The sequence below is a fragment of the Paenarthrobacter sp. DKR-5 genome, from assembly GCF_018531425.1.
GTDB lineage: Bacteria > Actinomycetota > Actinomycetes > Actinomycetales > Micrococcaceae > DKR-5.
The window spans coordinates 292955-315278 of sequence record NZ_JAHBOI010000002.1; the positions used below are offsets into that span (position 1 = coordinate 292955).

Consider the following 22324-nt stretch of genomic DNA (forward strand, 5'->3'; position numbering starts at 1 on the left):
TCAGGCGTGCCCGGCGGTCTGCATCTGGCGCAGTTCCTTCTTCAGGTCCGCCACCTCGTCGCGCAGCCGGGCAGCGAGCTCGAACTGGAGCTCGGCGGCGGCCGCGTGCATCTGGTCCGTCATCTGGGCGATCAGGTCCACCAGGTCTTCGGCCGGCGCCGCGGCCAGACCGTCCTTGCGGACCGGGGTCGGCGCCTTGCCCTTGCGCCGCTTGGACGCGTCCAGCAAGGCCTGGGTGTCGGCGTCCTCGCGGGCCAGCGAGTCGGTGATGTCCGCGATGCGCTTGCGCAGAGGCTGGGGGTCCACGCCGTGCTTTTCGTTGTAGGCCTGCTGGATGGCGCGGCGCCGGTTCGTCTCATCGATCGCCTGCGCCATCGAATCGGTGATTTTGTCCGCGTACATGTGCACCTGGCCGGACACGTTGCGCGCCGCGCGGCCGATCGTCTGGATCAGCGATGTCGAGGAGCGCAGGAAACCTTCCTTGTCGGCGTCGAGGATGCTCACGAGCGACACTTCCGGAAGGTCCAGGCCCTCGCGGAGCAGGTTGATGCCGACGAGCACGTCGAAGCTACCCAGCCGCAGCTCGCGCAGGAGCTCCACGCGGCGGAGCGTGTCGACGTCGGAATGCAGGTACTGCACCTTCACCCCGTGGCCCAGCAGGTAGTCCGTCAGGTCCTCGGCCATCCGCTTGGTCAGCGTGGTCACGAGCACGCGCTCGTCCCGCTCAACCCGGGTGTGGATCTCGCCGAGGAGGTCGTCGATCTGGCCCTTGGTGGGCTTGACGATGACTTCCGGGTCCACCAGGCCGGTGGGACGGATGATCTGCTGGACGTAACCGTCCGCCTTGCTCAGTTCGTACTTGCCGGGCGTGGCGGACAGGTACACCGTCTGGCCGATCCGGTCCAGGAACTCGTCCCATTTCAGCGGCCGGTTGTCCATTGCGGAGGGCAGCCGGAAGCCGTGGTCCACCAGGGTGCGCTTGCGCGACATGTCGCCTTCGTACATGGCGCCGATCTGCGGGACCGTCACGTGGGATTCGTCGATGACGAGGAGGAAGTCGTCCGGGAAGTAGTCCAGCAGGCAGTGCGGGGCGGTGCCGGGGCCGCGCCCGTCGATGTGCCGCGAGTAGTTTTCGATGCCGTTGCAGAAGCCCATCTGCTGCATCATTTCCAGGTCGTAGGTGGTGCGCATGCGCAGCCGCTGCGCCTCGACCAGCTTGTTCTGGCCCTCGAGTTCCTTCAGCCGGGCAGCCAGCTCATCCTCGATGTTCTTCACGGCGCGGGCCATGCGTTCCGGTCCCGCGACGTAGTGCGAGGCGGGGAAGACGTACATCTCGGTTTCCTCGCGGAGCACTTCCCCGGTGACGGGGTGCAGGGTGTAGATGTTCTCGATCTCGTCGCCGAAGAACTCGATCCTGATGGCGAGTTCCTCGTACATCGGAATGATCTCGACAGTGTCCCCGCGCACCCGGAACGTGCCGCGGTGGAAGTCCATGTCGTTGCGGGCGTACTGCATGGAGACGAACTTGCGCAGCAGGTCGTCCCGGTTCATCTCCGCGCCCTGGCGGAGCGTGACCATCCCCGCGATGTACTCCTCCGGGGTGCCCAGGCCGTAGATGCAGGAGACGGTGGCGACGACGACGACGTCGCGCCGGGTCAGCAGCGCATTCGTGGCGGAGTGCCGCAGCCGTTCCACTTCCTCATTGACGGAGGAGTCCTTCTCGATGAAGGTGTCCGTCTGCGGGACGTAGGCTTCCGGCTGGTAGTAGTCGTAATAGGAGACGAAGTACTCGACGGCATTGTTCGGCAGCAGCTCGCGGAACTCATTGGCCAGCTGGGCGGCCAGGGTCTTGTTCTGGACCATCACCAGGGTGGGGCGCTGGACCTGTTCAATCAGCCATGCGGTGGTGGCGGACTTGCCGGTACCGGTGGCACCGAGGAGCACCACATCCTTTTCACCGTTGTTGATCCGCTCGGTGAGCTCAGCGATCGCGGCGGGCTGGTCCCCCGCCGGCTTGTAGTCGCTGACCACTTCGAACGGCGCGACCACACGGTGGATCTGCTGCGCAAGACTCATACATCAAGATTAGTCCTCGCCCCCGACAGGGGGTGTCCGGGAGGGGCCCGGTCCGCCGTGGGCGCAATCGGCGAACGGCCGCTAACGGCGGCCTGCCGCGGCGACAGGCCGCCGTTAGCGGCCGTTCGACCGGGGTTCCGGGGGCGACGGGGGTTCCTGGGGCTCCGGAAGTTCCGGGGGCTCCCAGCCGGCCGCGGCGACCCACTGCTGCAGGGCCGGGGCCGCAACGTCAGAGAACCAGCGGTCCTTCTCCGCCGCATAACCGGACACGTCCGGATCCCCCGCATGTGCCGCTGCGAGGCGCTGCTTCAGCTCCTGGTAGTCCCGCAGGGCGGCGGATTCGGACCGGAGCCAGTCGCGGAACGAGAGGGCGCTGAGCCAGCCCGGGGAGTCCTGCACCCGCACGAGCGCGTTGACCGCCCGGCCCGGGTCAGCTCCCCCGTGCTGCCGCTCCCCTCCTGCTCCGGGCCGGCGCGGGAAGCCGGCCCGGGCGAAATCCGCAGCGGCAGCGTCGGCCGCCTCGAGGGAGGCCACCGCGACCTGCAGGTCGATCACGTCCCGGGCGGCCAGGCCCGGCACCGCCGTCGAGCCCACGTGGTCCACGCGCAGCACGGTGTCCGGCGCCGCAGCCCTGAGCCGTGCGGCGAGCCGCGCTGCCTGCCCCTCCCACTGCCGGTTGTGCTGCACCAGGACGGCGGGGCCGGGCCGCGCGGCGGCCACCGAGTGTTCCAGGTTACGTGCGAACGGCACGAGCCGGGAGGCCCAGAGCCGGTCGACCTGCTCCAGCGCCGCCTCCAGCGGCCCGTCGTTGCGGATCATGACGTCGGCCGCGGCGCGGCGTTGCTCATCCGTGGCCTGCGCCCGGATCCTCGCCACTGCATCGGCCTCGGTCATCCCCCGCGCTGTGCGCATGCGCCGCACCCGTTCCTCGACGGGTGCGTCCACGACCACCACGAGGTGGAACTGCGCCCCCTGGCCGGTCTCGACCAGCAGCGGAATGTCCTGCACGACGACGGAGCCGCGGGGAGCTGCGGCCAGACGCCGCGCTGCCTCCGTCCGCACCAGGGGATGCACAATGGCGTTCAGTGCCTCGCGCCTGGCGTCGTCGCCGAAAACGAGGCCGCCCAGCACCGCCCGGTCGAGCGAGCCGTCGGGGCGGAGCACCTGCGGGCCGAACTCAGCGACCACGGCAGCCAGGCCGCGGGTTCCGGGTTCGACGACTTCGCGCGCAATCACGTCCGCGTCGATGAGCACGGCACCGAGTTCCTTGAAGCGGGACGCCACCGCCGACTTGCCCGAAGCGATCCCGCCGGTGAGTCCTATCTTCAGCACGGTGCCAGTCTAGAGGCCCGCTCCGCGTATCCTGTGGCGGTGACAATTTCCGGGTCCGCGCCAAGCAGCTACACGGTGTTGCGCCCGGGACCGGACGTCCGGAGCGAGCTGGAGGTGAAGCGTTCCCGCTTCATCACCGTGCTGCGCCGCACGCAGTCGGAGGACGGCGCACGGGCGCTCGTCGCGGAGTTGCGCAAGGAGTTTCACGACGCACGGCACCACTGCTCCGCGTTCGTGCTCGGTCCGGACCGCGCAGTGCAGCGGGCCAGCGACGACGGCGAGCCGTCCGGCACGGCAGGTCAGCCGATGTTGGACGCGCTGCTCCGCCGCCGGACGCCGTCCGGAAACGCGGACCTCAGCGATGTCACGGCGGTCGTGGTGCGTTACTTCGGCGGTGTACTGCTGGGCGCAGGCGGCCTGGTCCGCGCGTATTCGGAGGCGGTGTCATCCGCCCTGGACGCCGCGCCGCTGTTGACGCGCCGGCGCCTGAAGCTGGCCCGCGTGGCGGTTCCTCCCGCGGAGGCGGGCAAGCTCGACAACGAGCTCCGCTCCTGGGGCGTGGCCGTAACGGAGGCGGATTACGGTCCTTCCGCGACCACGCTCACGGTCGCGGTTGCGGACACCGAGGCGGCCTGGCGGGAATTCGAGGAGCGCCTCGCTGCGCTCGGCGCCGGCAGGTTCAGCGCGGACCCGGCCGGGCAGGACTGGGTCGACCTGCCCGGCTGAGCCGCCGCAGCCAGGCTGAAGGCGCGGTGCTAGCGGTAGTCGTCCTCCGGACGTTCGCGTTCCGGAGCCCGCGGTCCGTCGTTCGCACCTTCGGGCCGGCCGTCGTCGCCGGTTGCAGGGGGCAGCGCGTCCTTGTCGCCCTCGCCGCCCCGCGGCGTGGGGATCTCATCGGACGGCTCGGGGCTGCCGTAGCCGCCCTCGCCGATATCTTCGCTCATGCCGGTCTCCTCTCGCGCGGGGTGTTTCCCCGTCCTGTCGAACCTAGTTCAGAACGGCGACGCACGGAAGGTCATAAGGGAGCTTATTATCGGCGGATGTTTCGTCGCGGGAACGCCGAAGGGCCCCCGCCGTACAGTGGGGGCCCTTCGGTGCAAAGGTCCTGTCAGGCGTCCGGGGACGCCGGGACAGAATTAGTTGCCGGTCAGCTTCTCGCGCAGAGCGGCGAGGGCCTCGTCGGACGCCAGGGTGCCGGCCTCGGCAGCCGGAGCCTCGGAGGAGTAGCTGGTCGCAGCCGACTCGCCGGCTCCGCCGCCGGCAGCAGCGGCGTCTTCCTCGGCGTGCTGGGCAACCTGCTTCTTGTGGGCTTCCCAACGGGCCTGGGCGTCGGCGTACTGAGCTTCCCACGCGGCGCGCTGCGCCTCGTAGCCCTCGAGCCATTCGTTCGACTCGGGGTCGAAGCCTTCGGGGTACTTGTAGTTGCCCTCTTCGTCGTACTCGGCAGCCATGCCGTACAGAGCCGGGTCGAACTCGGTGCTGTCGGCGTCCACGCCCTCGTTCGCCTGCTTCAGCGACAGGGAGATGCGCCGGCGCTCGAGGTCGATGTCGATGACCTTGACGAACAGCTCGTCGCCCACCGAAACGACCTGCTCGGCCAATTCGACGTGGCGCTGGGCCAGCTCGGAGATGTGCACGAGGCCCTCGATGCCGTCTTCGACGCGAACGAACGCACCGAACGGAACGAGCTTGGTGACCTTACCCGGAACAACCTGCCCAAGGGCGTGGGTGCGGGCGAAGGTCTGCCACGGATCTTCCTGCGTAGCCTTCAGCGACAGGGAGACACGCTCCCGGTCCAGGTCCACCTCGAGAACCTCGACGGTGACTTCCTGGCCGACCTCGACAACCTCGGACGGGTGGTCGATGTGCTTCCAGGACAGCTCGGAGACGTGCACCAGACCGTCGACGCCACCCAGGTCCACGAAGGCACCGAAGTTGACGATGGAGGACACGACGCCGGGACGGACCTGGCCCTTTTCCAGCTTGTTGAGGAACGTCGAGCGCACCTCGGACTGGGTCTGCTCGAGCCAGGCACGGCGGGACAGGACCACGTTGTTGCGGTTCTTGTCCAGCTCGATGATCTTGGCTTCGATCTGCTGACCGATGTACGGAGCCAGGTCGCGGACACGGCGCATCTCCACCAGGGAGGCGGGCAGGAAGCCGCGCAGGCCGATGTCCAGGATAAGACCACCCTTGACAACCTCGATGACGGTACCGGTGACGACGCCGTCTTCTTCCTTGACCTTCTCGATGTCGCCCCAGGCCCGCTCGTACTGAGCGCGCTTCTTGGAGAGGATCAGACGGCCTTCTTTGTCTTCCTTGGTGAGCACCAGGGCTTCGACCTGGTCGCCGACGGAGACAACGTCCCCGGGGTCCACGTCGTGCTTGATGGACAGCTCACGGGAGGGGATGACACCTTCGGTCTTGTAACCGATGTCGAGCAGAACTTCGTCGCGGTCAACCTTGACGACGGTGCCTTCGACCAGGTCACCGTCATTGAAGTACTTGATGGTGGCGTCGATGGCGGCGAGGAAGTCCTCGGCGGTACCAATGTCGTTGATCGCGACCTGCGGGGTACCGGGCTTCTCGGTGGTGGTGATGGTCATGTAGTAGGGGCTCCGATGTGGATAGTATGTCGGTCAGGCAGCCTCTCGCGGGCTGGCCCGCGAACAATCCAAGGCATCCTGAATTAGTGGATTTGTTCTTGCCTGCACGCAATGCGCGCCCGTTTAGTCTAGTGCCGGAGCCCAAGCGGGGTCAAAACCGGGCGCGTCCGTGCCGGCGGCCGGAACGGGCCCGTTCCGCCGGCGTCGGAACACCGGTCTCAGAAGTGGGTGCTGCAGAACGGCTGGCGCGAGGTGCTGAACAGCCGGTCCAGGGCCTCGACGCTGTCCCGCGTGCCCCGGATGCGCCCGGCGGCGGCCAGGTCGGACGCCCGGGCCGACCCGAGGTAGAGCGAGCCGAGCGCTGAAACGTCCAGGTCGACGTCGGCCGCCGAGCCTCCCGCGAGCCGCTCGACCTGCGCTTTGCCGCCGGCCGCCTCGATCCGGTAGGTGCCGTCGGCGATGCCGAGCTGGTCCCGCACCGAGATCGCCAGCGTGCCGTCGCCTTCATAGTGCCGGCCCTCCAGGGCGGTGACCGGGTCGAGCACCCGCAGCCACAGGACATCGTCCCGCCCGGTCACCTTGTAGCCGCGCGCATCCCGCATCGCCCAGGGCAGCGGGTCCTGCTCGGGAGCGACGTCGTAGGTCACCCGGTCCACCAGGTCCACGCTGGCCAGGTACTGCCACAGACCGAGATAGCCGTCGTCGCTGGCGGCGATCAGGTCGATGACCTTCAGCGTCTGCGGCGACCGCTCCCAGCCGGCGAACTTGTAGGAGACATACCCGTCCACCGTGCCGTCGGCGTCGTAGTGCAGCGCCGCCCGGACGGCCTTGTCGCCTTCGGGCTTCTCGTAGCTCCACGACCCGGAGACCCTGTGCCGGTAGGCGTCCTGCCGGCCCACGGAACCGAGGGTGCGGGAGTGGAAGGCTTCGAAGACCTGCGGGGCGAGGTCGAGGAGCACGCCGGCCTCGGCGACTTCGACGGTCCCGGCGGGCGCCGCGTGCAGCGCGAACTTCGGGCTTGTGTCCACCTCGATCCGGCGGGTGAACGTGGCGGCCCCGAATCCGAACCGGCCGTAGATCGTCGCCTCGGACGCCGTCAGGGCCGCCATCGGACGGCCGCTGCGGCGGGCGCGGACCAGGTCCTCGGTGATCATGCGCCGAAGCAGCCCGCGCCGGCGGTGCGTCGCGCGGACCGTCACAGCCGTGATCAGGTGCGCGTCCAGCAGACGGCCCGCCCCGGTGTTGATGGTGCTGCGGTGGCTGCCGTAGGTGGCGACCGGGCGGCCCGGGTGCCAGGAGCCGGCGGGAGCGGACTCCGCGTAGGTCCCCCACAGCATCCGGCCGTCCTCCTGCTCGGAGGCCGCCATCTTGAGCAGGGCCTCGTCATCGAGCACCCCGTCGTGGAAGCCGAACGCTGCCGCCTGCACCCAGTCGGCGACCTCCGCCGGCACCGCTCCGCCCTCCACATGGACAGGGAAGGAGCGGATCTCGTAGGGGAAAGCGTCTGACGGCGGCACGATGGTTTCAATCACGGTTTCGGTCACAAGGACCGAGCATAGCCATGCCCGCGGCAGGACCGCACCCCCTGCTTGATGGTGCGAGGATGGCCCGGTGGGAAACTCGACACTGCTGAACACCGGTCCGGTCAGCTGGCTGCTGCTGGCGGCCCTGCTCGCCGTGGCGGCAGCCGTCAGCCGCGTTGCCCTCAACGGCCGCGTCCGGGATGTGCTGCTCGCCGGTGTGCGGGCGTTGGTGCAGCTCGGAGTCGTCGCCCTCGTAATCGCGCAGCTGACCGGGCACCCTGGAGTCGGGCTGCTGTTCGTGGCGTTGATGTTCCTCGTGGCCTCCTACACCTCCGGACGCCGTGTGGATGCAGCACGCTGGTGGCTCGCGGGCCTGCCGGTCGCGGCGGGCGCCCTGCCTGTGGGGCTGGCGATGTTCGCCACCGGGGTGCTCCCGTGGAACGCCTTGGCGCTCATCGCAGTGCTGGGCCAGCAGATTGGCGGGGCGATGACGGCGACCACGCTTTCGGGCCGGCGGACCCTCGCCGAACTCGCGGTGCGCCGCGGCGAGGTTGAAGCCGCCGTCGCCCTCGGGTTCCAATGGCGGGAGGCGCGGACCCTGGTCGCCAGGGATGTCGCAGGCGAGTCGCTGGTCCCGCTCCTGGACCAGACGCGCACCGTCGGCACTGTCACGCTCCCCGGCGCCTTCGTGGGGTTGATTCTCGGCGGCGCCAGCCCGCTGGACGCCGGGCTCATCCAGCTGCTGGTGCTCATTTCGCTGCTCGCCGTCTACGCCATCGCCGCAGCTGTCGCCCAGCGGCTGTGCACCGCCGGCGCCTGGCGCAGCCGCTAGCGCTGCCGCCCACACGCGCCCGGCAGCGGCCCGGAGGCTAGTGCCCCGCCTCGTGCCAGCTGGAGCCGATGCCGACCGACACGTCCAGCGGGACCGACAGGTCAGCGGCCCCGGCCATCTGCTCCCGCACGAGGGCCTCGACGGCGGCGCGTTCGCCGTCGGCCACCTCAAGGACGAGTTCGTCATGGACCTGCAGCAGCATCCGTGAGGCGAGCCCCTCGCCCCGCAGTGCGGCATCCACGCCCAGCATCGCGCGCTTGATGATGTCCGCGGCCGAGCCCTGGATCGGGGCGTTCAGGGCCATCCGCTCGGCCATTTCCCGCAGCTGCCGGTTGTCGCTCGACAGGTCCGGCAGGTACCGGCGCCGGCCCTCGATGGTCGAGGTGTAGCCGTCAATGCGTGCCTGCTCGACGACGGAGCGCAGGTAGTCACGGACCGCGCCGAACCGCTCGAAGTAGTCACGCATCAGGGTGCGGGCCTCGTCCACCGGGATGTTGAGCTGCTTGGAAAGACCGAACGAGCTCAGCCCGTACACGAGGCCGTAGGACATCGCCTTGACCTTGGACCGCATGGCGCTGGTCACGTCTTCGGGCGCCACGTTGAAGATGTGCGCGCCGACGAACCGGTGCAGGTCCTCCCCGTCGCGGAAGGCCTGGATCAGCGCCTCGTCCCCGGAAAGGTGGGCCATGATCCGCATTTCGATCTGCGAGTAGTCCGCCGTCAGGAGCGTGTCGTAGCTGCGGTCGCTGTCCTTGCCCACCACGAACACCTCGCGGATGCGCCGGCCTTCCTCGCTGCGGATAGGGATGTTCTGCAGGTTCGGGTTCGTGGAGGAAAGACGTCCCGTCGCCGCGACGTTCTGCACGTAGGTGGTGTGGATTCTGCCGTCGTCGGCGATGGACTTCTGCAGCCCTTCGACGGTCTGCCGCAGTTTGGTGGCGTCCCGGTAGGTCTGCAGCTGCACCAGGAACGGGTGTCCCGTCTTTTGCAGCAGGTCCGCCAGCGCGTCGGAGTCCGTGGAGTAGCCGGTCTTGATTTTCTTGGTCTTCGGCATGCCGAGTTCGTCGAACAGCACCGTTTGCAGCTGCTTGGGTGAGCCAAGGTTCAGCTCGTGCCCGATCAGACCGAACGCTTCAGCCTGGGCGGCGTCGATGGTGGCGGTGAAGTCCGCCAGCAGCCGGTCCAGTTTCTCCGCCGACACGGCGATCCCGGCCAGCTCCATCCGGGCAAGAACCTCCGAGAGAGGCAGTTCCAGGGAGGTCAGCAGCGATGCGGCGTTGCGTTCCTCCAGCTGCCCGGCGAAGTAGTCGCTCAGCCGGAGCACCACCGCGGCCTCGTGCACCGCGTCGCGGACCCGCTGACCCTCCCCTTCCAGCGCCAGCTCAAGCTGGCCGGCCGCCGCCGGGGCCGCCTTGACGGTGAGGCGCAGGTGGTACTGGGCAAGGTCCGGCAGGTCGTAGCTGCGCCGGTCCGGCTGGATCAGGTACGCCGACAGGGACGTGTCATCGACGACGCCGGCCAGCGGCAGGCCCCGGCCATGCAGCGCCTTGAGCGCCCGCTTGAACTCGTGGATCACCTTCGGGCTCTCCTGGTCCCCCAGCCAGGCAGCGAGCACGGCATCGGCGTCGGCGTCCAGGGAACCGAGCTCCACGAATCCCGCCGTGTGGCCGTGCACGAGGGCGATGCCGGTGGCATCCTCCCAGACAGTGCCCGGGTCGGTGAGCAGGGCCAGGGCGGTGCGGGCTCCGGCGGCAGCCTCGAAGAAGGCCTTCAGCTCGGCCGCTGTCCCGAGCGCGGCGTGCTCGCCGACTTCCAGCTCCTCGTCCCCGGCAGCCTGGTCCTCGTCGCCGAAGAGGGTGATCAGCCGGGCGCGCAGGGTCTTGAACTGCAGCGAATCGAACAGTTCCTCAACGGCATCCCGGTCCGGGCGGGTAGCGGCCAGGTCATTGAGGGCGTAGGGCAGCGGCAGGTCCCGCTCCAACCGGTTCAGCTGGCGGTTGCGCTTGACGGAGTCGACATGCTCCCGCAGCGCGTCCCCTACCTTTCCTCCGATGTCCTGCAGGTGTTCCAGGACGCCTTCGAGGCCGCCGTACTTGTTGATCCATTTCGCGGCGGTTTTGGGCCCGACGCCGGGAACGCCCGGAAGATTGTCAGCCGACTCCCCCACCAGGGCGGCGAGGTCGGAGTAGCGGTCCGGAGTGACGAAGTACTTCTCTTCGATCGCGGCGGCGTCGAGCCGCGGAAGGTCCGTGACGCCCTTGCGCGGGTAGAGCACGGTGACATTGTCGTTGATCAGCTGGAACGAATCCCGGTCCCCGGAGACAACGAGCACCTCGTAGCCGGCCTCGTCCCCGCGGGTCGCCAGCGTTGCGAGGATGTCGTCGGCCTCGTGCCCTTCGACGGTGATGGTCGGGATGTTCATGGCCGCCATCACCTTGATGATCAGGTCCACCTGGCCGGCGAACTCGGACGGCGTCTTGGCGCGGCCGGCCTTGTATTCCGAATACGACTCCGAGCGCAGCGTCGGGGTGTCAAGGTCGAACGCAACGGCCACGTGGGTGGGCTGCTCGTCCCGGAGCAGGTTGATCAGCATGGAGGTGAAACCGTAAACGGCGTTGGTGTGCTGCCCGGAGTCGGTCGAGAAGTTTTCGACCGGCAGCGCGTAAAAGGCACGGTACGCCATTGAGTGGCCGTCCAGCACCAGCAGCCGAGGCCGGGGACCCTCGACGGCGGCTTCCGCTTCTGCGGCGGAGTCTGCCCCGGGGACCGGCTCCGGACCGCCCGCCACGTCAGCGGCCAGGTTCGCCTCAGGGGTTGTTTCGGGCGCGGGCGCAGGGGTGGATTCGGCCAGTTTGGTAGTTTCACTCACAGGTGCCAGCCTAGTTGGCATGAGTGACATTTTCACGCGGGCCGACGCCGCGGCAGAGCGCGGCACCGACGCCGGCAACCCCTACCTGCAGGAACTGATCGACGCCGGCATCCCGGCCAGCATGCACGACTGGCTCAGGGGCCACGGCGTCGGCGCCCTGGTGGTCAAGCTGGGCATCACGTTCCAGGAGATGAGCGCCGAGCGGGTCGTCGCCACCATGCCCGTCGAAGGCAACACCCAGGTGGCCGGAATTCTGCACGGCGGCGCGCACGTGGTGCTCGCCGAGACGCTGGGGTCCTTCGCCGCCGGGGTGCACGCAGGTCCGGGACGGCACGCCGTCGGCGTGGACGTGAGCGCGACGCACCACCGGGGCATCGCCAGCGGGACCGTCACGGGCACGTGCACGGCCATCCACCTCGGCCGCACGCTCACCACTCACGAGATCGTCATGACGGACGAGCAGGGCCGGCGGCTCTCCAGCGCGCGCATCACCAACCTCATCCGCGACAACAAGTAGCATCCGGCCGTCCCGGCAGCTCCCGGCTCCCGGCCTCCCGTTCGGCAGCGAAACTAGTCCGGTGTGAACCGGTAGGTCAGTTCCACCAGTCCGCGGTCCAACAGCCGGGTGCCGGCCAGCTCAAGCGGTTCGGTGGGTTCCGGCAGGGGCAGCAGCCGTCGCCCGGAGCCGAGCACCACCGGCACCACGGTGAGGATCAGGTCATCGAGCATGCCCGCGGCGGCGCACTGGGCCGCGAGATTGCCGCCGCCCACCACCCAGACGTGCTTACCGCCCGCCGCCTCGAGGAACCTCGGCCGGAACGCGCCCACGTCCCCGCTGAGGATAGTGGCGTCCCCCGGCTCCGCGGGCCCGGTGCCCAGATGGCTGAAAACAAAGGTCGGGATGCCGGCGAAGGGTGACGGGCCGGCGTCGTGCCGGAGCATCCACCGGTAGGTGTCCCCGCCCATGAGGATGCAGCCCACCCCGGAAAGGAACCTGCTGAACGTCTCCTCCTGGCCCTCGAACCCCTCGAACTGCAGCAGCCAGTCCAGCCCCTCATCCTCGGTGGCAATGAAACCGTCGAGCGAACTGGCAACGAAATACTGGAAGCGGCTCATGCGGCCCATGCTAGACCGGGCCTCCGACAGTCCCGCCGTCGTCCGGGAGCCGGCGGCCAAGCTCCGGCTGCTGTGATGTGACCCTTATTTGTGGAAGGACGGGATGATCAGGTAGACGCCGTAGAGCACCGCGAGGGCGCAGGCCGCGAAACAGCCGTAGCCGGCCAGCCGGTGCAGGCGCCGCTCGGCGGGACGCTCCGCGCTGATGGCGTACAGCCGGACGCCCAGGGCGTACAGGCCGACGACGACGGCCGTCGAGAACAGCGTGGCACCGGCCACGATGAGGAACGAGATCCAGTTGATGTTCACGGGTCTACTTTCCCTTCGCCGCGGCGAGCTTCTTCTTACGCTTGATCAGCACCACTTCGCCGGCGGCGTCGACCTCGCTGACAGCGTTCTGGTGGTCAACGTGGCTGCGGCGGGACCACATGAACATGGCGGCCACCAGCACGGCCCCCGCGACCGCGTCGAGGATCACTCCGATGGTCCCCAGGTGAGCGGCCCAGGCGGCCACGGCGCCGACGACGGCGGCGGCGGGCAGGGTAAGGAGCCACCCCAGCGCCACCCGGCCCGCGGTGCGCCAGCGCACCACCGCACCGCGCCGGCCCAGGCCGGACCCGATGACGGAGCCGGAGGCCACCTGGGTGGTGGACAGCGCGAAGCCCAGGTTGGACGAGGCAAGGATGGCCGCCGCGGTGCTGGTTTCGGCGGAGAAACCCTGCGCCGGCTTCACGTCCGTCAGCCCGCTGCCCATGGTCCGGATGATGCGCCAGCCGCCGGCATAGGTGCCAAGGGCGATGGCCAGCGCGCAGGCCACGATGACCCACAGTTCAGGGCCGGTGCCGGCGTGCTGGAAGTTTCCGGAAATCAGCACCAGCGTGATCACGCCCATCGTCTTCTGTGCGTCATTGGTGCCGTGGGCGAGGGCAACGAGGGAGGAGGAGAAGATCTGGCCGTACCGGAAGCCGCCGCGCCACTGACGCAGCTTCCCGCCGGACTCCGGATCGTGCCGGCGGGTCAGGGCGTAGGCCAAACGGGTGGCCAGCAGGGCAACGACCCCGGCGATCAGCGGAGCCAGCACGGCAGGCATGATCACCTTCGACATCAGCACGGAGTAGTCGACCGAGCCGAAGCCAGCGCCAACGATGGCAGCGCCGATCAGGCCGCCGAACAACGCATGGGATGAGCTGGAAGGAAGCCCCAGCAGCCAGGTGAGCATGTTCCACAGCACGGCACCGAGCAGGCCGGCGAAGATCATCGCCGGGGTGATCTGCACGCCGCCGGACCCCTCGTGGATCAGGCCTCCGGAGATGGTCTTGGCCACCTCGGTGGAAAGGAAGGCACCGACCAGGTTGAGCACGGCGGCAAGGGCGACGGCGGGCTTGGGCTTGATGGCGCCCGTCGCGATCGGCGTCGCCATCGCGTTGGCGGTGTCGTGGAAGCCGTTCGTGAAGTCGAAAAAGAATGCCAGCGCAATGACCAGCACAACCATGAAGGTGAGATCCACCTGTGACCCAATCTGACGGAAAATGGAGCAGAAATCGCTAGACGGCTCCGCCCTTCCCGGATACACGCGGAGCAAACCAGTGACGATACTACGCGGTGCCGCGGACCCGTTCCAAAGCCCCGGATCATGCCCCCGGCGCCCGGGCGGCGGGGCCGGTCCGGGGAACGGCCGCGGCGGTCTTGGTAAACTGGGCCGGATGCCGCGACTTTTCGGAACCGAGAGCAGCCGGACCTCCGCGTTCGGGTACAACCCGGCGCTGGACGGGCTCAGGGCCTTGGCAGTGGGAGGCGTGGTCGTCACCCACGCCGGACTTGCCGACCTCGGCGGCCACCACGGCGTCACCGTCTTCTTCGTGATCAGCGGCTACCTCATCACCAGCCTGCTGCTGCGCGAGATCGCCCGTGACGGCTCCATCAACCTCCGGCATTTCTACCTCCGCCGCTTCGCCCGGCTCGGCCCTGCCCTCATCCTCGCTGTGGCCGCGAGCGTGGCGTGGCTGCTCGCCACCGGCGGCCAGTTTGCCGCCTACTGGGCCGGCGCCGTGGGCAGCCTCACCTACACAACGGACCTGATCGAAGCGATTTTCGGCAACTCGGCGGTCAGCACCAACTTCTCCTGGTCCTGGTCCCTGTCCATCGAGGAACAGTTCTACCTGGTCTGGCCGCTGGCCCTGCTGCTGCTCGTGCGGCTGAAGAGGTTCCGGGTGGCGGCGGCGCTTCTGGGCCTGGGCATCGCCGGTGCGTGGGCCTCCCGGCTGCTGCAGCACCTTGGCGGCGCCACGCACGAGCGCATGTTCTATGCCCCCGATTCCCATGCCGACGCCCTGCTGCTTGGCACGCTGCTCGCAATGGTGCTCTTCCGGTTCCCGCACAGCCGCGCGCTGGCCGCGACGGCGCGCTGGGCCGGGCCGGTGGGCGGCGTCGGCCTGGTGCTGCTGCTGATCGTGCCTGCCGGCCTGCCGGCGCTTGCGGCGGCGGACGGCGACGGGTTCGGCCAGTCGGCGCTTTGTGCCGCGGCCGTTGTGCTCTGGGTGGCGGCCCGGCCGCACGGAATGTTCCCGCGGGTGCTCTCGCTCAAACCACTGGTCTTCCTCGGCAAGCTTTCCTACGGCCTGTACCTCTGGAACATCCTCAGCGTGGTGGTGTTCGAAAGTGTCAGCGGCGTCCACCCGTTCAGCAGTTGGCTCGGCCTGCTGTGGCTGGCCGCGCTGCTCACGGTCTGCTACCTGTCCTGGCGGTTCGTGGAAACCCCGTTGCGCCGCCGGCTCTCCCCCGCGCAGCAGCACCACCGCCAGCCGGCCCCAGCGGCGCGGGTCCTCGAGCCTGCCTGATTAGCCATGGCTCTCGCGGGGTGTCCCGGCGCCGGGCGACGCCGTTGCTTTCGTAGACTGCGGGTAGCAACGGGCGGGCGGCGGGAGGAGCTCAGTGGGGCAGTCGGTGGGGCGCATCGCCGTGGGAGCGGTGGGTCTGGCGGCAGCCGCCGGAGCCGTAACGGCCGGCGCGTTTTTCGCCTCCCTCACGTCGCAGGGCCAGCCGCCGCGCACGGCAGCAGGCCCAAGCGCGTGGGCATCCGCCTCCGCTGCCCCCGCTGCTGAGGCCGCAGCCACGCCGGAGTTCAGCGGCGGTCCCACCCCGTCGACAAGCCTCCCGTCTCCAAGCATCGCGTCGCTAAGCCCTGCTCCGGCTGCGCGGGCGCAGCCGTCAGGGCCGGCGCCTGCCGCTCCCCCGTCCGGAGCCCCCGGAGGCTCCCCGGCGCCGCCGGCGCCGCCGGCGGCCCCGGCCGGTCCCGCCCCGGACACGGCCACCGTCAGCCGGGTCCGGGCATCGTGCGTCCGCCGGCTCCAGCAGGACGAGGCTGCGTCCGGCAACTCCGCGGCCGGGAAGTACACGGTCGACTCGGTCGAGTTCGAGGGGCGGGTGACCCGTGCCTCCGGCGCAGCCGCGTACGACACCGTGGTGACCGTCGGTACGACCCTCGCCGACGGCTCCCCCGCGACGACTCGGCGGACGTGCCGGGTGCACGACCTGCCCGGCGGGGTGCAGTGGCTGCCCGCCGGATAGGGATGCTTCCCGGGAGGACGACCGCCGGCAGGCCCCCGCCAAGGGCGACGTGACGCGCGCGCGGAGACTCCGGGTGCACAATGGGGTGCAATAGCATGAGCGTGAACAGGGAACGGGTCCGGAACGGAGGCTGTTCCGGAGCTGCAATCAAGGGAGATTGATGAGCACTGTGCACCCCGCCGCCGAGGGTCCGACCCTGCCCGCCGGGCCAGAGAGGGAACAGCTTGATGCGGCCCTCACCGAGCTGGCCGCCGGCGAAAGCCGCTGGGCAGCCACCGGATTGCGCGAACGCGCAGCCCTGCTCGCCGCCGTCCACCGTTGCGTGGGCGAAGAAGCCGAGGACTGGGTCGACACGGCGGCCACCATAAAGAACATCGCTCCGGGATCCGCGTATCGCGGGGAGGAGTGGCTTTCCGGTCCGTATGCGGTGCTGACCGGCCTCGCGCAGCTCAAAAGCAGCCTCGAAGCCCTCGCCACCGGCGCCGGCCCGCTCGACAAACGCCGGTTCGGCAGGGCCCCGGGCGGCCGGGTGACTGTCCAGGTGCTGCCGGGCGAGCCATGGGAGCGCATTCTGCTGAACGGCATCCGGGTGGAGACCTGGATGCCGCCGGGGGTCGACGCGGCCACTGTCCGCCGCACGGCAGGACTGGCGGAGCACCACCCGGACCGCACCGGCGGTATCGGCTTGGTGCTGGGGGCAGGCAACATCACCTCGATCGCACCACTGGACGCGCTTTATGAGCTCATCGCCCACAACCGGGTGGTGCTACTCAAGCTCAACCCCGTGATGGACGCCCTCCTGCCGGTCTTCCGGAGGGCACTGCGCCCGCTGATCGAGCACGGCGTCCTCCGGATCGTGACTGGCGGCGCCAAGGCGGGCAGCTACATCGCGCACCACGAGGCCGTCGCACACATCCACATCACCGGCAGCGCCGCAACCCATGACGCGATCGTGTTCGGCACCGGCAGCGACGGGGCCGAGCGCAACCGAACCGGCCGCCCGCTGCTCGACAAGCCCATCAGCAGCGAGCTCGGAGGCGTCAGCCCGGTGATCGTCGTGCCTGGTAGGTGGAGCGACCGGGACCTGCGCTTCCAGGCCGAGCATGTGGCGACCCAGCGCCTCCACAACGCCGGGCACAACTGCATTGCCTCGCAGGTCGTCGTGGTCAGCGAGGACTGGCCCCAGAAGTCCCGGTTCCTGGACGAACTGCGCGCGGCCCTGAACCGGGCCCCGGCACGTGAGCCGTGGTATCCGGGTGCCGTGGCCCGTCTGCAGTCGGTGCAGAAGTCCTACCCCGGGGCGGAGCACCTCCGCAGCGGCCGGCTCCTGCTGGAGGCCGGCGGGGACCCTGAGGCGCTGCAGACCGAGTACTTCGCACCCGCGCTTGCCGTGGTCGAACTCCCCGGCGAGGGCACCGGGTTCCTCAACGCTGCAGTCGACAAGGCCAACACGGACCTGGCCGGGACCCTCGGCGCGAACATCCTGGTGGACCCGAAGACACTCAAGTCGCTCGGCGCCGCTTTTAAGGACGCCGTCGCCCGGCTCCGGTACGGCACCGTGGCAGTGAACTCGTGGACCGCCATCGGCTTCCTGGCCGCCGCCGCGCCGTGGGGCGCCTACCCGGGCGCCACCTTGGAGGACGTCCAAAGCGGACGGGGCGTGGTGCACAACGCCTGGCTGATCGACGGGCCCGAAAAGACAGTGGCCCACGGGCCGTTCCGGGAGTTTCCGCGCGCCCTGGCCGGAGGCGAATTTGCCCTGCTGCCGAAGCCGCCCTGGTTCGTCACCGCGCGAAGCGCCGACGCTGCAGGGCGGGCCATGACCCGGTTCGCCGCCCACCCGGCATGGTGGCGGATGCCCCGGATCTTCGCCGCCGCCTTCCGCGCCTGATCTCCGCCCCCGGCCGCTGACCCCCTCCGCCCGACCCAAGGACGCCACGATGACCCCTGTCCCGCACCGCCCCGCCCGCAGCGACGCCAGCTCCGCCTACGACACCGGCTCCGCCTACGACTACGTGATCGTGGGCGCAGGGTCCGCCGGCGCCGCGCTCGCCGCCAGGCTGAGCGAGGATCCGGCTGTGTCGGTCCTCCTGCTGGAAGCCGGCGGCCCCGACAAGAAGCCCGAAATCCACATCCCGGCTGCTTTCTCCAAGCTCTTCCGCTCTGCGGCCGACTGGAATTACGACACAGTCCCGCAGCCGGGCCTGGGCAACCGGCCCATCTATTGGCCGCGCGGGCGCGTGCTCGGCGGGTCCTCTTCGCTAAACGCCATGATGTGGATCCGGGGCTTCGCCGCCGACTACGACGCCTGGGCCGATGCCTCGGGCCCCGGCTGGTCGTGGCAGTCGCTGCTGCCGTACTTCCGGCGGGTGGAACGGGTCTCCGGCTCCACCGACCCTGACCACGGCACGGCCGGAGCGGTGAGTATTGAAGCCCAGCGCAGCCCTAGCCCGCACACCGCCGCCTTCCTTGCGGCGGCCCGGGAGGCGGGGTTCCCGGTCGCCGCTGCCAACACCGCCGGGGCCGAGGGCTTCACCCAGACCATGGTGAGCCAGCACCGCGGGGCGCGCGCGAGCACGGCGGACGCCTACCTGCGGACTGCCTCCCAGCGCAGCAATCTCACCATCCGCACCGGGACCCAGGCGACCCGGATCCGCTTTGACGGAAAGCGCGCGGACGGCGTCGACTACCGGACCGACGCCGGGCCAGGCTTCGCGCGGGCCCGGGCCGAGGTCATCCTGGCCGGGGGCGCCGTCAACACACCCCACCTGCTGATGCTCTCCGGCATCGGGCCGGCGGAGCAGCTGCGGCACTTCGGCGTGCCGGTGCTCGTGGACTCCCCGGAGGTCGGGGCGAACCTGAAGGACCACCTGGTATCCGGGTTGGTCGTCGACACCGCCGGAGGCACCCTTTTCGACGCCGAGCGGCCGCTGCGCCTCGCCCAGTACCTGCTGCGCCGGCGCGGGCCGCTGACCTCGAACGTGGCTGAGGCCTACGGCTTCGTGCGGACCCGGGAGGACCTGGCCCTGCCCGACATCGAGCTGATCTTCGCGCCGACAGCCTTCGTCGGCCAGGGCCTCGTGCCGCCGCCGGAGCACGGCCTGACAGTCGGCACCATCCTGCTGCAGCCGAAGAGTTCCGGCGTGGTCTGCCTCGCCTCCGCGGATCCAATGGAGAAGCCGCTGATCGATCCGCGATACCTCAGCGACCCGGACGGCGCCGACCGCGCGACGATCCTGGCCGGCATGGCCGTCGCCGAAAAGATCCTCCAGTCACCGGCCCTGCAAGCGAGGACCACCGGCCGTTTCATCGCCCCGGAGGGCGGGGAGAACATGGAGCCCGCGGCACGCGACGCGCTGGCCCTGGAACAGTACGCGCATACGCTCTACCACCCGGTCGGCACCGCCCGCATGGGTTCGGACTCCGGGTCGGTCGTCGACCCCGAACTGCGTGTGCGCGGCGTCGAGGGCCTGCGCGTGGCGGATGCGTCGGTGATGCCGGGCATCATCCGGGGACACACGAACGCTCCCGCCATCGTGATCGGCGAGAAGGCAGCGGACCTGGTCCGTGCCGCGCGCGGAACAGGCCGCGGACGCGACGCCGCTCAGCGCGATGGCTCAGCCACGGAAAGCAGCGCATCCCAGGCGTAGGTGGCAAGCCAGTGCGAGGCCATGAATTCACGGGTGACCACTGCGGCAAGCCCGGCATCGAGGAGCGGCTCCAGCGCCGGTCGCAGGGCCTCCGCCGCCTCGGACGCGCCACCGGCCTCCAGCGCGGGCAGGATGCGGCCCAGCGCTCCGGCACGGGAGAGGTTGAGCCCGTGCAGGTGGACCATGTACCCGTCGGTCTCGTCGCTGACGCCCAGCGGCTGCAGCAGCCGCGCGCCGGCCGCCAGCCCGGGCAGGAACGCCTCGAACCAGCCCGCGAAGGCCTTCGGGGGCAGTAGCCTGCGCATCAGGTCCGCCTCGCTCAGGCCGGCGGACAGGAAGTCCTGTCCGCTGAGCTCCCACTCACCCGGCCAGCCGGTGTCCTCGCCGAACCAGGCGAGGGCCGTGTGCCGGCAGGCGGCGGCAGCCTCGGTGCGGCCGAGCGCCTCGAAGCCGTCCAGCAGCAGGCCGAGGCTGAACGCGGAATTGGTGTGCAGCCCGTGCCGGACCGGCCAGTCGGCTTTCGCCGTCCACTCCGTGACCAGGGCCGCGACGACGTCGACCGCTGGCTCCAGTGCCCGGCCCCAGCCGCGGATTTCCTCGTCGGTGGAAGCGGAGCAGGTAGCGGCGAGCCTGACCAGCCAGGCCCAGCCGTACGGCCGTTCCCAGGTCGGATGAGCCTGCAGGTACTCCGCCTCGGCCGCCAGCTTTTCCGCCGTCAGGTTTCCGCCGAGCGCCCGCCGCAGGCTGGCGTCCCGGCCCGCCTCCACGCCGTGCTGCAGGAGCATGACGCCCAGGGCGTGGATGTGCACGCAGGAATGCCAGTCGAACGACGTGTGGAAGGCCGGGTGGAGCTCCCGCGGCAGCCGGCGCTCCTCGTCCGAGGCCGCCACGTGCTGGGCGGCGAACGGGTAGGGCGTGGCAAGGTTCTCGAGCACTATGTCCGCGTAGCTCCCGGCGACGGCGGCCAGAGCCGAGGCCGCGCCCGCGCGAGTTGCCGTCCCCAAAGGGGCTGCGGTGGTCCCCATCAGAACGCCAGGAAGTACATCAGGGCGACATTGGCACCCAGCAGCGGGATCGCCGTCGGGATCTGGGCCTTGATGACACCGTATTTGTTGCGCATTTCCAGCAGGGCCGACGGAACCAGGTTGAAGTTGGCGGCCATGGGGGTGCAGAGCGTGCCACAGAACCCGGCGAGCATTCCGATCGCGAACACGATGGGAGGCTGACCGTGGAACCCTTGGACCAGCACGGGCCAGCCGACCGCGGCCGTCATGATCGGGAACGCCGCGAAGGCGTTGCCCATCAGCGCGGTGAAGATGAACATCCCGACGCAGTACACCAGCACCGCGGCGATCAACGATCCGTCCGGAAGGACCGATTTCGCGAGGGTGCCCACGGCTGTGCCGACTCCCGCTTTGGTGAAGAGGATGCCGAGCGTGGAGAGCATCTGCGGCAGCAGGGCGGCCCAGCCGATCGATTCGAGGATGCGCCGGCCCTCGAACACCGGTGTCAGCGGGTTCTTCGGGCGCAGGATCAGGAGCGCGACGACGGCGGCAACGATGGCGGCGATGCCCAGCGCCACGAGCGTGACGTTCGCGGGATCGATCAGCGGCGCCCCGCCGATTTTCAGCACGGGAGCCAGCAGTACCAGGATGACCGTCACCACCGGGAGCGTCAGGGCCGGGATGAAGAGCTTGTTGCCGAAGCATTCCGCAAATTTCTCCCGCTCCGGCCCGGTGGTTGTGCGCGCCTTTCCGTCACCGAGCAACCCGGTGCTGGCCAGGACCACAAGGACCAGGACGGCAATGCCCAGGACCCATCCGGGTGCCTGGCCCGCCTGGACCCAGGTGCCAAAGAAGAAGCAGAGGCCGAGCAGGCCCCAGAAGGCGGAACTGCCCCACCGCTTCGGGTGGCTCGGGTCGCGTGCGATCAGGAAGGCCCACGCGATGAAAAGAATGCCGATCAGCCAGTAGACGGCTTCAACCTTGATCATGCCGGTTCTCCTGCTGTGACGACGTTGATGCCTTCGGCGGCTTCCAGCTCGCGGATCTCACGGTCGAGTTTGCGGTCAAGCCGGAACAGCCGGAACCCGTGGATCAGCAGCGCGCAGAGAGCGGTGGGGATGGCCCAGACTGCCAGCTGCAGCGGGTCCAGGTGGAGGTGGTAGGTGGTGTCCACGAAGGTGGTGATCAGCAGGATGGAGCCGACGGCGACGAAGACGTCCTCGCCGAAGAACACCCCGACGTTGTCGGCGGCGGCTGAATGTCCCTTGATCTTCTCCTTGATGGAGTCCGGCACTGTGCCGTAGCGGCGCAGCGCTGCGCCTTCGGCCATCGGGAACACGAGCGGCCGCACGGTCTGGGCGTGTCCGCCGATGCTGTTCAGGCCCACGGCCGCGGTGATCTGCCGGATGAAGAGGTAGCTGGCCAGGACGCGGCCCACCGTTAGGCGTGCCAGCCGCGAAATCAGGCGCTTGGCCTGCTCCTGCAGCCCGAAACGCTCGATGATTCCGATGACCGGCAGGACGATAACGAAGATCGTCACCGACCGGCTGCTGGCAAATCCGGTGCCAAAGGCATCAAGGATCTGCACCGGGCTCAGTCCGCCGAGCAAGGCGGTCACAATGCCCGAGACGGTGACGACGATAAGCGGGTTGAGTCGTATCGCGAACCCCACGATGACGAGCAAAACCCCGAGGAGAACAAGCATGACAGTCCGTTCGAAGGCCGGGAGATGTGATCCAGAGCATATCG

The 22324-nt window shown here is 69.4% G+C and carries 19 protein-coding genes; 7 read left to right on the forward strand and 12 right to left on the reverse strand.

From position 1 onward, the window contains the following. A complete protein-coding gene (gene uvrB / locus KIH31_RS04745) occupies nucleotides 1-2076 on the reverse strand; it encodes an excinuclease ABC subunit UvrB (protein ID WP_214425928.1) in 2076 nt (691 codons plus the stop codon). Nucleotides 2077-2190: 114 nt separating this feature from the next. Next, the gene (gene coaE, locus KIH31_RS04750) at nucleotides 2191-3408 is read right to left on the reverse strand and encodes a dephospho-CoA kinase (RefSeq protein ID WP_214425929.1); all 1218 of its coding nucleotides are present in this window, start codon (nucleotides 3406-3408) and stop codon (nucleotides 2191-2193) included. 39 nt (nucleotides 3409-3447) lie between these two features. Between coaE and KIH31_RS04755 the strand changes: the two genes are divergently transcribed. Then, nucleotides 3448-4134, forward strand: coding sequence for a YigZ family protein (locus tag KIH31_RS04755; RefSeq protein ID WP_374224845.1), 687 nt, complete (start codon nucleotides 3448-3450; stop codon nucleotides 4132-4134). Nucleotides 4135-4163: 29 nt separating this feature from the next. On the opposite strand, the gene KIH31_RS04760 is transcribed toward KIH31_RS04755, so the two are convergent. From KIH31_RS04760 to KIH31_RS04770, 3 genes are all read right to left on the reverse strand, one after another. Then, nucleotides 4164-4352 (reverse strand): hypothetical protein, encoded by a 189-nt coding sequence (locus KIH31_RS04760; protein WP_214425930.1) that lies wholly within the window; start codon nucleotides 4350-4352, stop codon nucleotides 4164-4166. A 192-nt stretch (nucleotides 4353-4544) separates the two neighbouring features. Next, on the reverse strand, nucleotides 4545-6014 hold the full coding sequence (rpsA, locus tag KIH31_RS04765) for a 30S ribosomal protein S1 (protein ID WP_214425931.1): 1470 nt from the start codon (nucleotides 6012-6014) through the stop codon (nucleotides 4545-4547). A 218-nt stretch (nucleotides 6015-6232) separates the two neighbouring features. After that, the gene (locus KIH31_RS04770) at nucleotides 6233-7558 is read right to left on the reverse strand and encodes a GNAT family N-acetyltransferase (RefSeq protein WP_214425932.1); all 1326 of its coding nucleotides are present in this window, start codon (nucleotides 7556-7558) and stop codon (nucleotides 6233-6235) included. A 67-nt stretch (nucleotides 7559-7625) separates the two neighbouring features. Between KIH31_RS04770 and KIH31_RS04775 the strand changes: the two genes are divergently transcribed. Continuing rightward, complete coding sequence (locus KIH31_RS04775) at nucleotides 7626-8369, forward strand: ABC transporter permease (RefSeq protein WP_214425933.1); 744 nt, start codon at nucleotides 7626-7628, stop codon at nucleotides 8367-8369. A 37-nt stretch (nucleotides 8370-8406) separates the two neighbouring features. On the opposite strand, the gene polA is transcribed toward KIH31_RS04775, so the two are convergent. Continuing rightward, complete coding sequence (gene polA / locus KIH31_RS04780; protein WP_374224846.1) at nucleotides 8407-11238, reverse strand: DNA polymerase I; 2832 nt, start codon at nucleotides 11236-11238, stop codon at nucleotides 8407-8409. 19 nt (nucleotides 11239-11257) lie between these two features. Between polA and KIH31_RS04785 the strand changes: the two genes are divergently transcribed. Then, a complete protein-coding gene (locus KIH31_RS04785; RefSeq protein WP_214425935.1) occupies nucleotides 11258-11755 on the forward strand; it encodes a hotdog fold thioesterase in 498 nt (165 codons plus the stop codon). Between the two features lie 53 nt (nucleotides 11756-11808). On the opposite strand, the gene KIH31_RS04790 is transcribed toward KIH31_RS04785, so the two are convergent. The 3 genes from KIH31_RS04790 to KIH31_RS04800 all read right to left on the reverse strand — a co-directional run bounded on the left by KIH31_RS04790 (nucleotide 11809) and on the right by KIH31_RS04800 (nucleotide 13861). Then, complete coding sequence (locus KIH31_RS04790; RefSeq protein ID WP_214425936.1) at nucleotides 11809-12354, reverse strand: dihydrofolate reductase family protein; 546 nt, start codon at nucleotides 12352-12354, stop codon at nucleotides 11809-11811. An 84-nt stretch (nucleotides 12355-12438) separates the two neighbouring features. Beyond that, nucleotides 12439-12663 (reverse strand): hypothetical protein, encoded by a 225-nt coding sequence (locus KIH31_RS04795; RefSeq protein WP_307857545.1) that lies wholly within the window; start codon nucleotides 12661-12663, stop codon nucleotides 12439-12441. Between the two features lie 4 nt (nucleotides 12664-12667). Further along, nucleotides 12668-13861, reverse strand: a complete 1194-nt coding sequence (locus tag KIH31_RS04800; RefSeq protein WP_307857546.1) for an anion permease — start codon at nucleotides 13859-13861, stop codon at nucleotides 12668-12670. A gap of 196 nt (nucleotides 13862-14057) precedes the next feature. On the opposite strand from KIH31_RS04800, the gene KIH31_RS04805 reads away from it, so the two are divergent. The 4 genes from KIH31_RS04805 to KIH31_RS04820 all read left to right on the forward strand — a co-directional run bounded on the left by KIH31_RS04805 (nucleotide 14058) and on the right by KIH31_RS04820 (nucleotide 19571). Continuing rightward, entirely contained in the window at nucleotides 14058-15191 is a 1134-nt protein-coding gene (locus KIH31_RS04805) for an acyltransferase (protein WP_214425937.1), read from the forward strand. Nucleotides 15192-15285: 94 nt separating this feature from the next. Next, on the forward strand, nucleotides 15286-15921 hold the full coding sequence (locus KIH31_RS04810) for a hypothetical protein (RefSeq protein WP_214425938.1): 636 nt from the start codon (nucleotides 15286-15288) through the stop codon (nucleotides 15919-15921). Nucleotides 15922-16081: 160 nt separating this feature from the next. Further along, nucleotides 16082-17812, forward strand: coding sequence for an aldehyde dehydrogenase family protein (locus KIH31_RS04815; RefSeq protein ID WP_214425939.1), 1731 nt, complete (start codon nucleotides 16082-16084; stop codon nucleotides 17810-17812). Nucleotides 17813-17861: 49 nt separating this feature from the next. Further along, nucleotides 17862-19571, forward strand: coding sequence for a GMC family oxidoreductase (locus KIH31_RS04820; protein ID WP_214425940.1), 1710 nt, complete (start codon nucleotides 17862-17864; stop codon nucleotides 19569-19571). On the opposite strand, the gene KIH31_RS04825 is transcribed toward KIH31_RS04820, so the two are convergent. The 3 genes from KIH31_RS04825 to KIH31_RS04835 are packed head-to-tail and all read right to left on the reverse strand — an operon-like array spanning nucleotide 19526 to nucleotide 22280. Next, on the reverse strand, nucleotides 19526-20596 hold the full coding sequence (locus tag KIH31_RS04825) for a DUF2891 family protein (RefSeq protein ID WP_214425941.1): 1071 nt from the start codon (nucleotides 20594-20596) through the stop codon (nucleotides 19526-19528). The two genes, KIH31_RS04820 and KIH31_RS04825, sit on opposite strands and share 46 nt — an antisense overlap. Continuing rightward, the gene (locus KIH31_RS04830) at nucleotides 20596-21564 is read right to left on the reverse strand and encodes a DUF979 domain-containing protein (protein WP_214425942.1); all 969 of its coding nucleotides are present in this window, start codon (nucleotides 21562-21564) and stop codon (nucleotides 20596-20598) included. The genes KIH31_RS04825 and KIH31_RS04830 overlap by 1 nt, the downstream gene beginning before the upstream one ends. Then, complete coding sequence (locus KIH31_RS04835) at nucleotides 21561-22280, reverse strand: DUF969 domain-containing protein (RefSeq protein WP_214425943.1); 720 nt, start codon at nucleotides 22278-22280, stop codon at nucleotides 21561-21563. The genes KIH31_RS04830 and KIH31_RS04835 overlap by 4 nt, the downstream gene beginning before the upstream one ends. Nucleotides 22281-22324 lie beyond the last annotated feature (44 nt).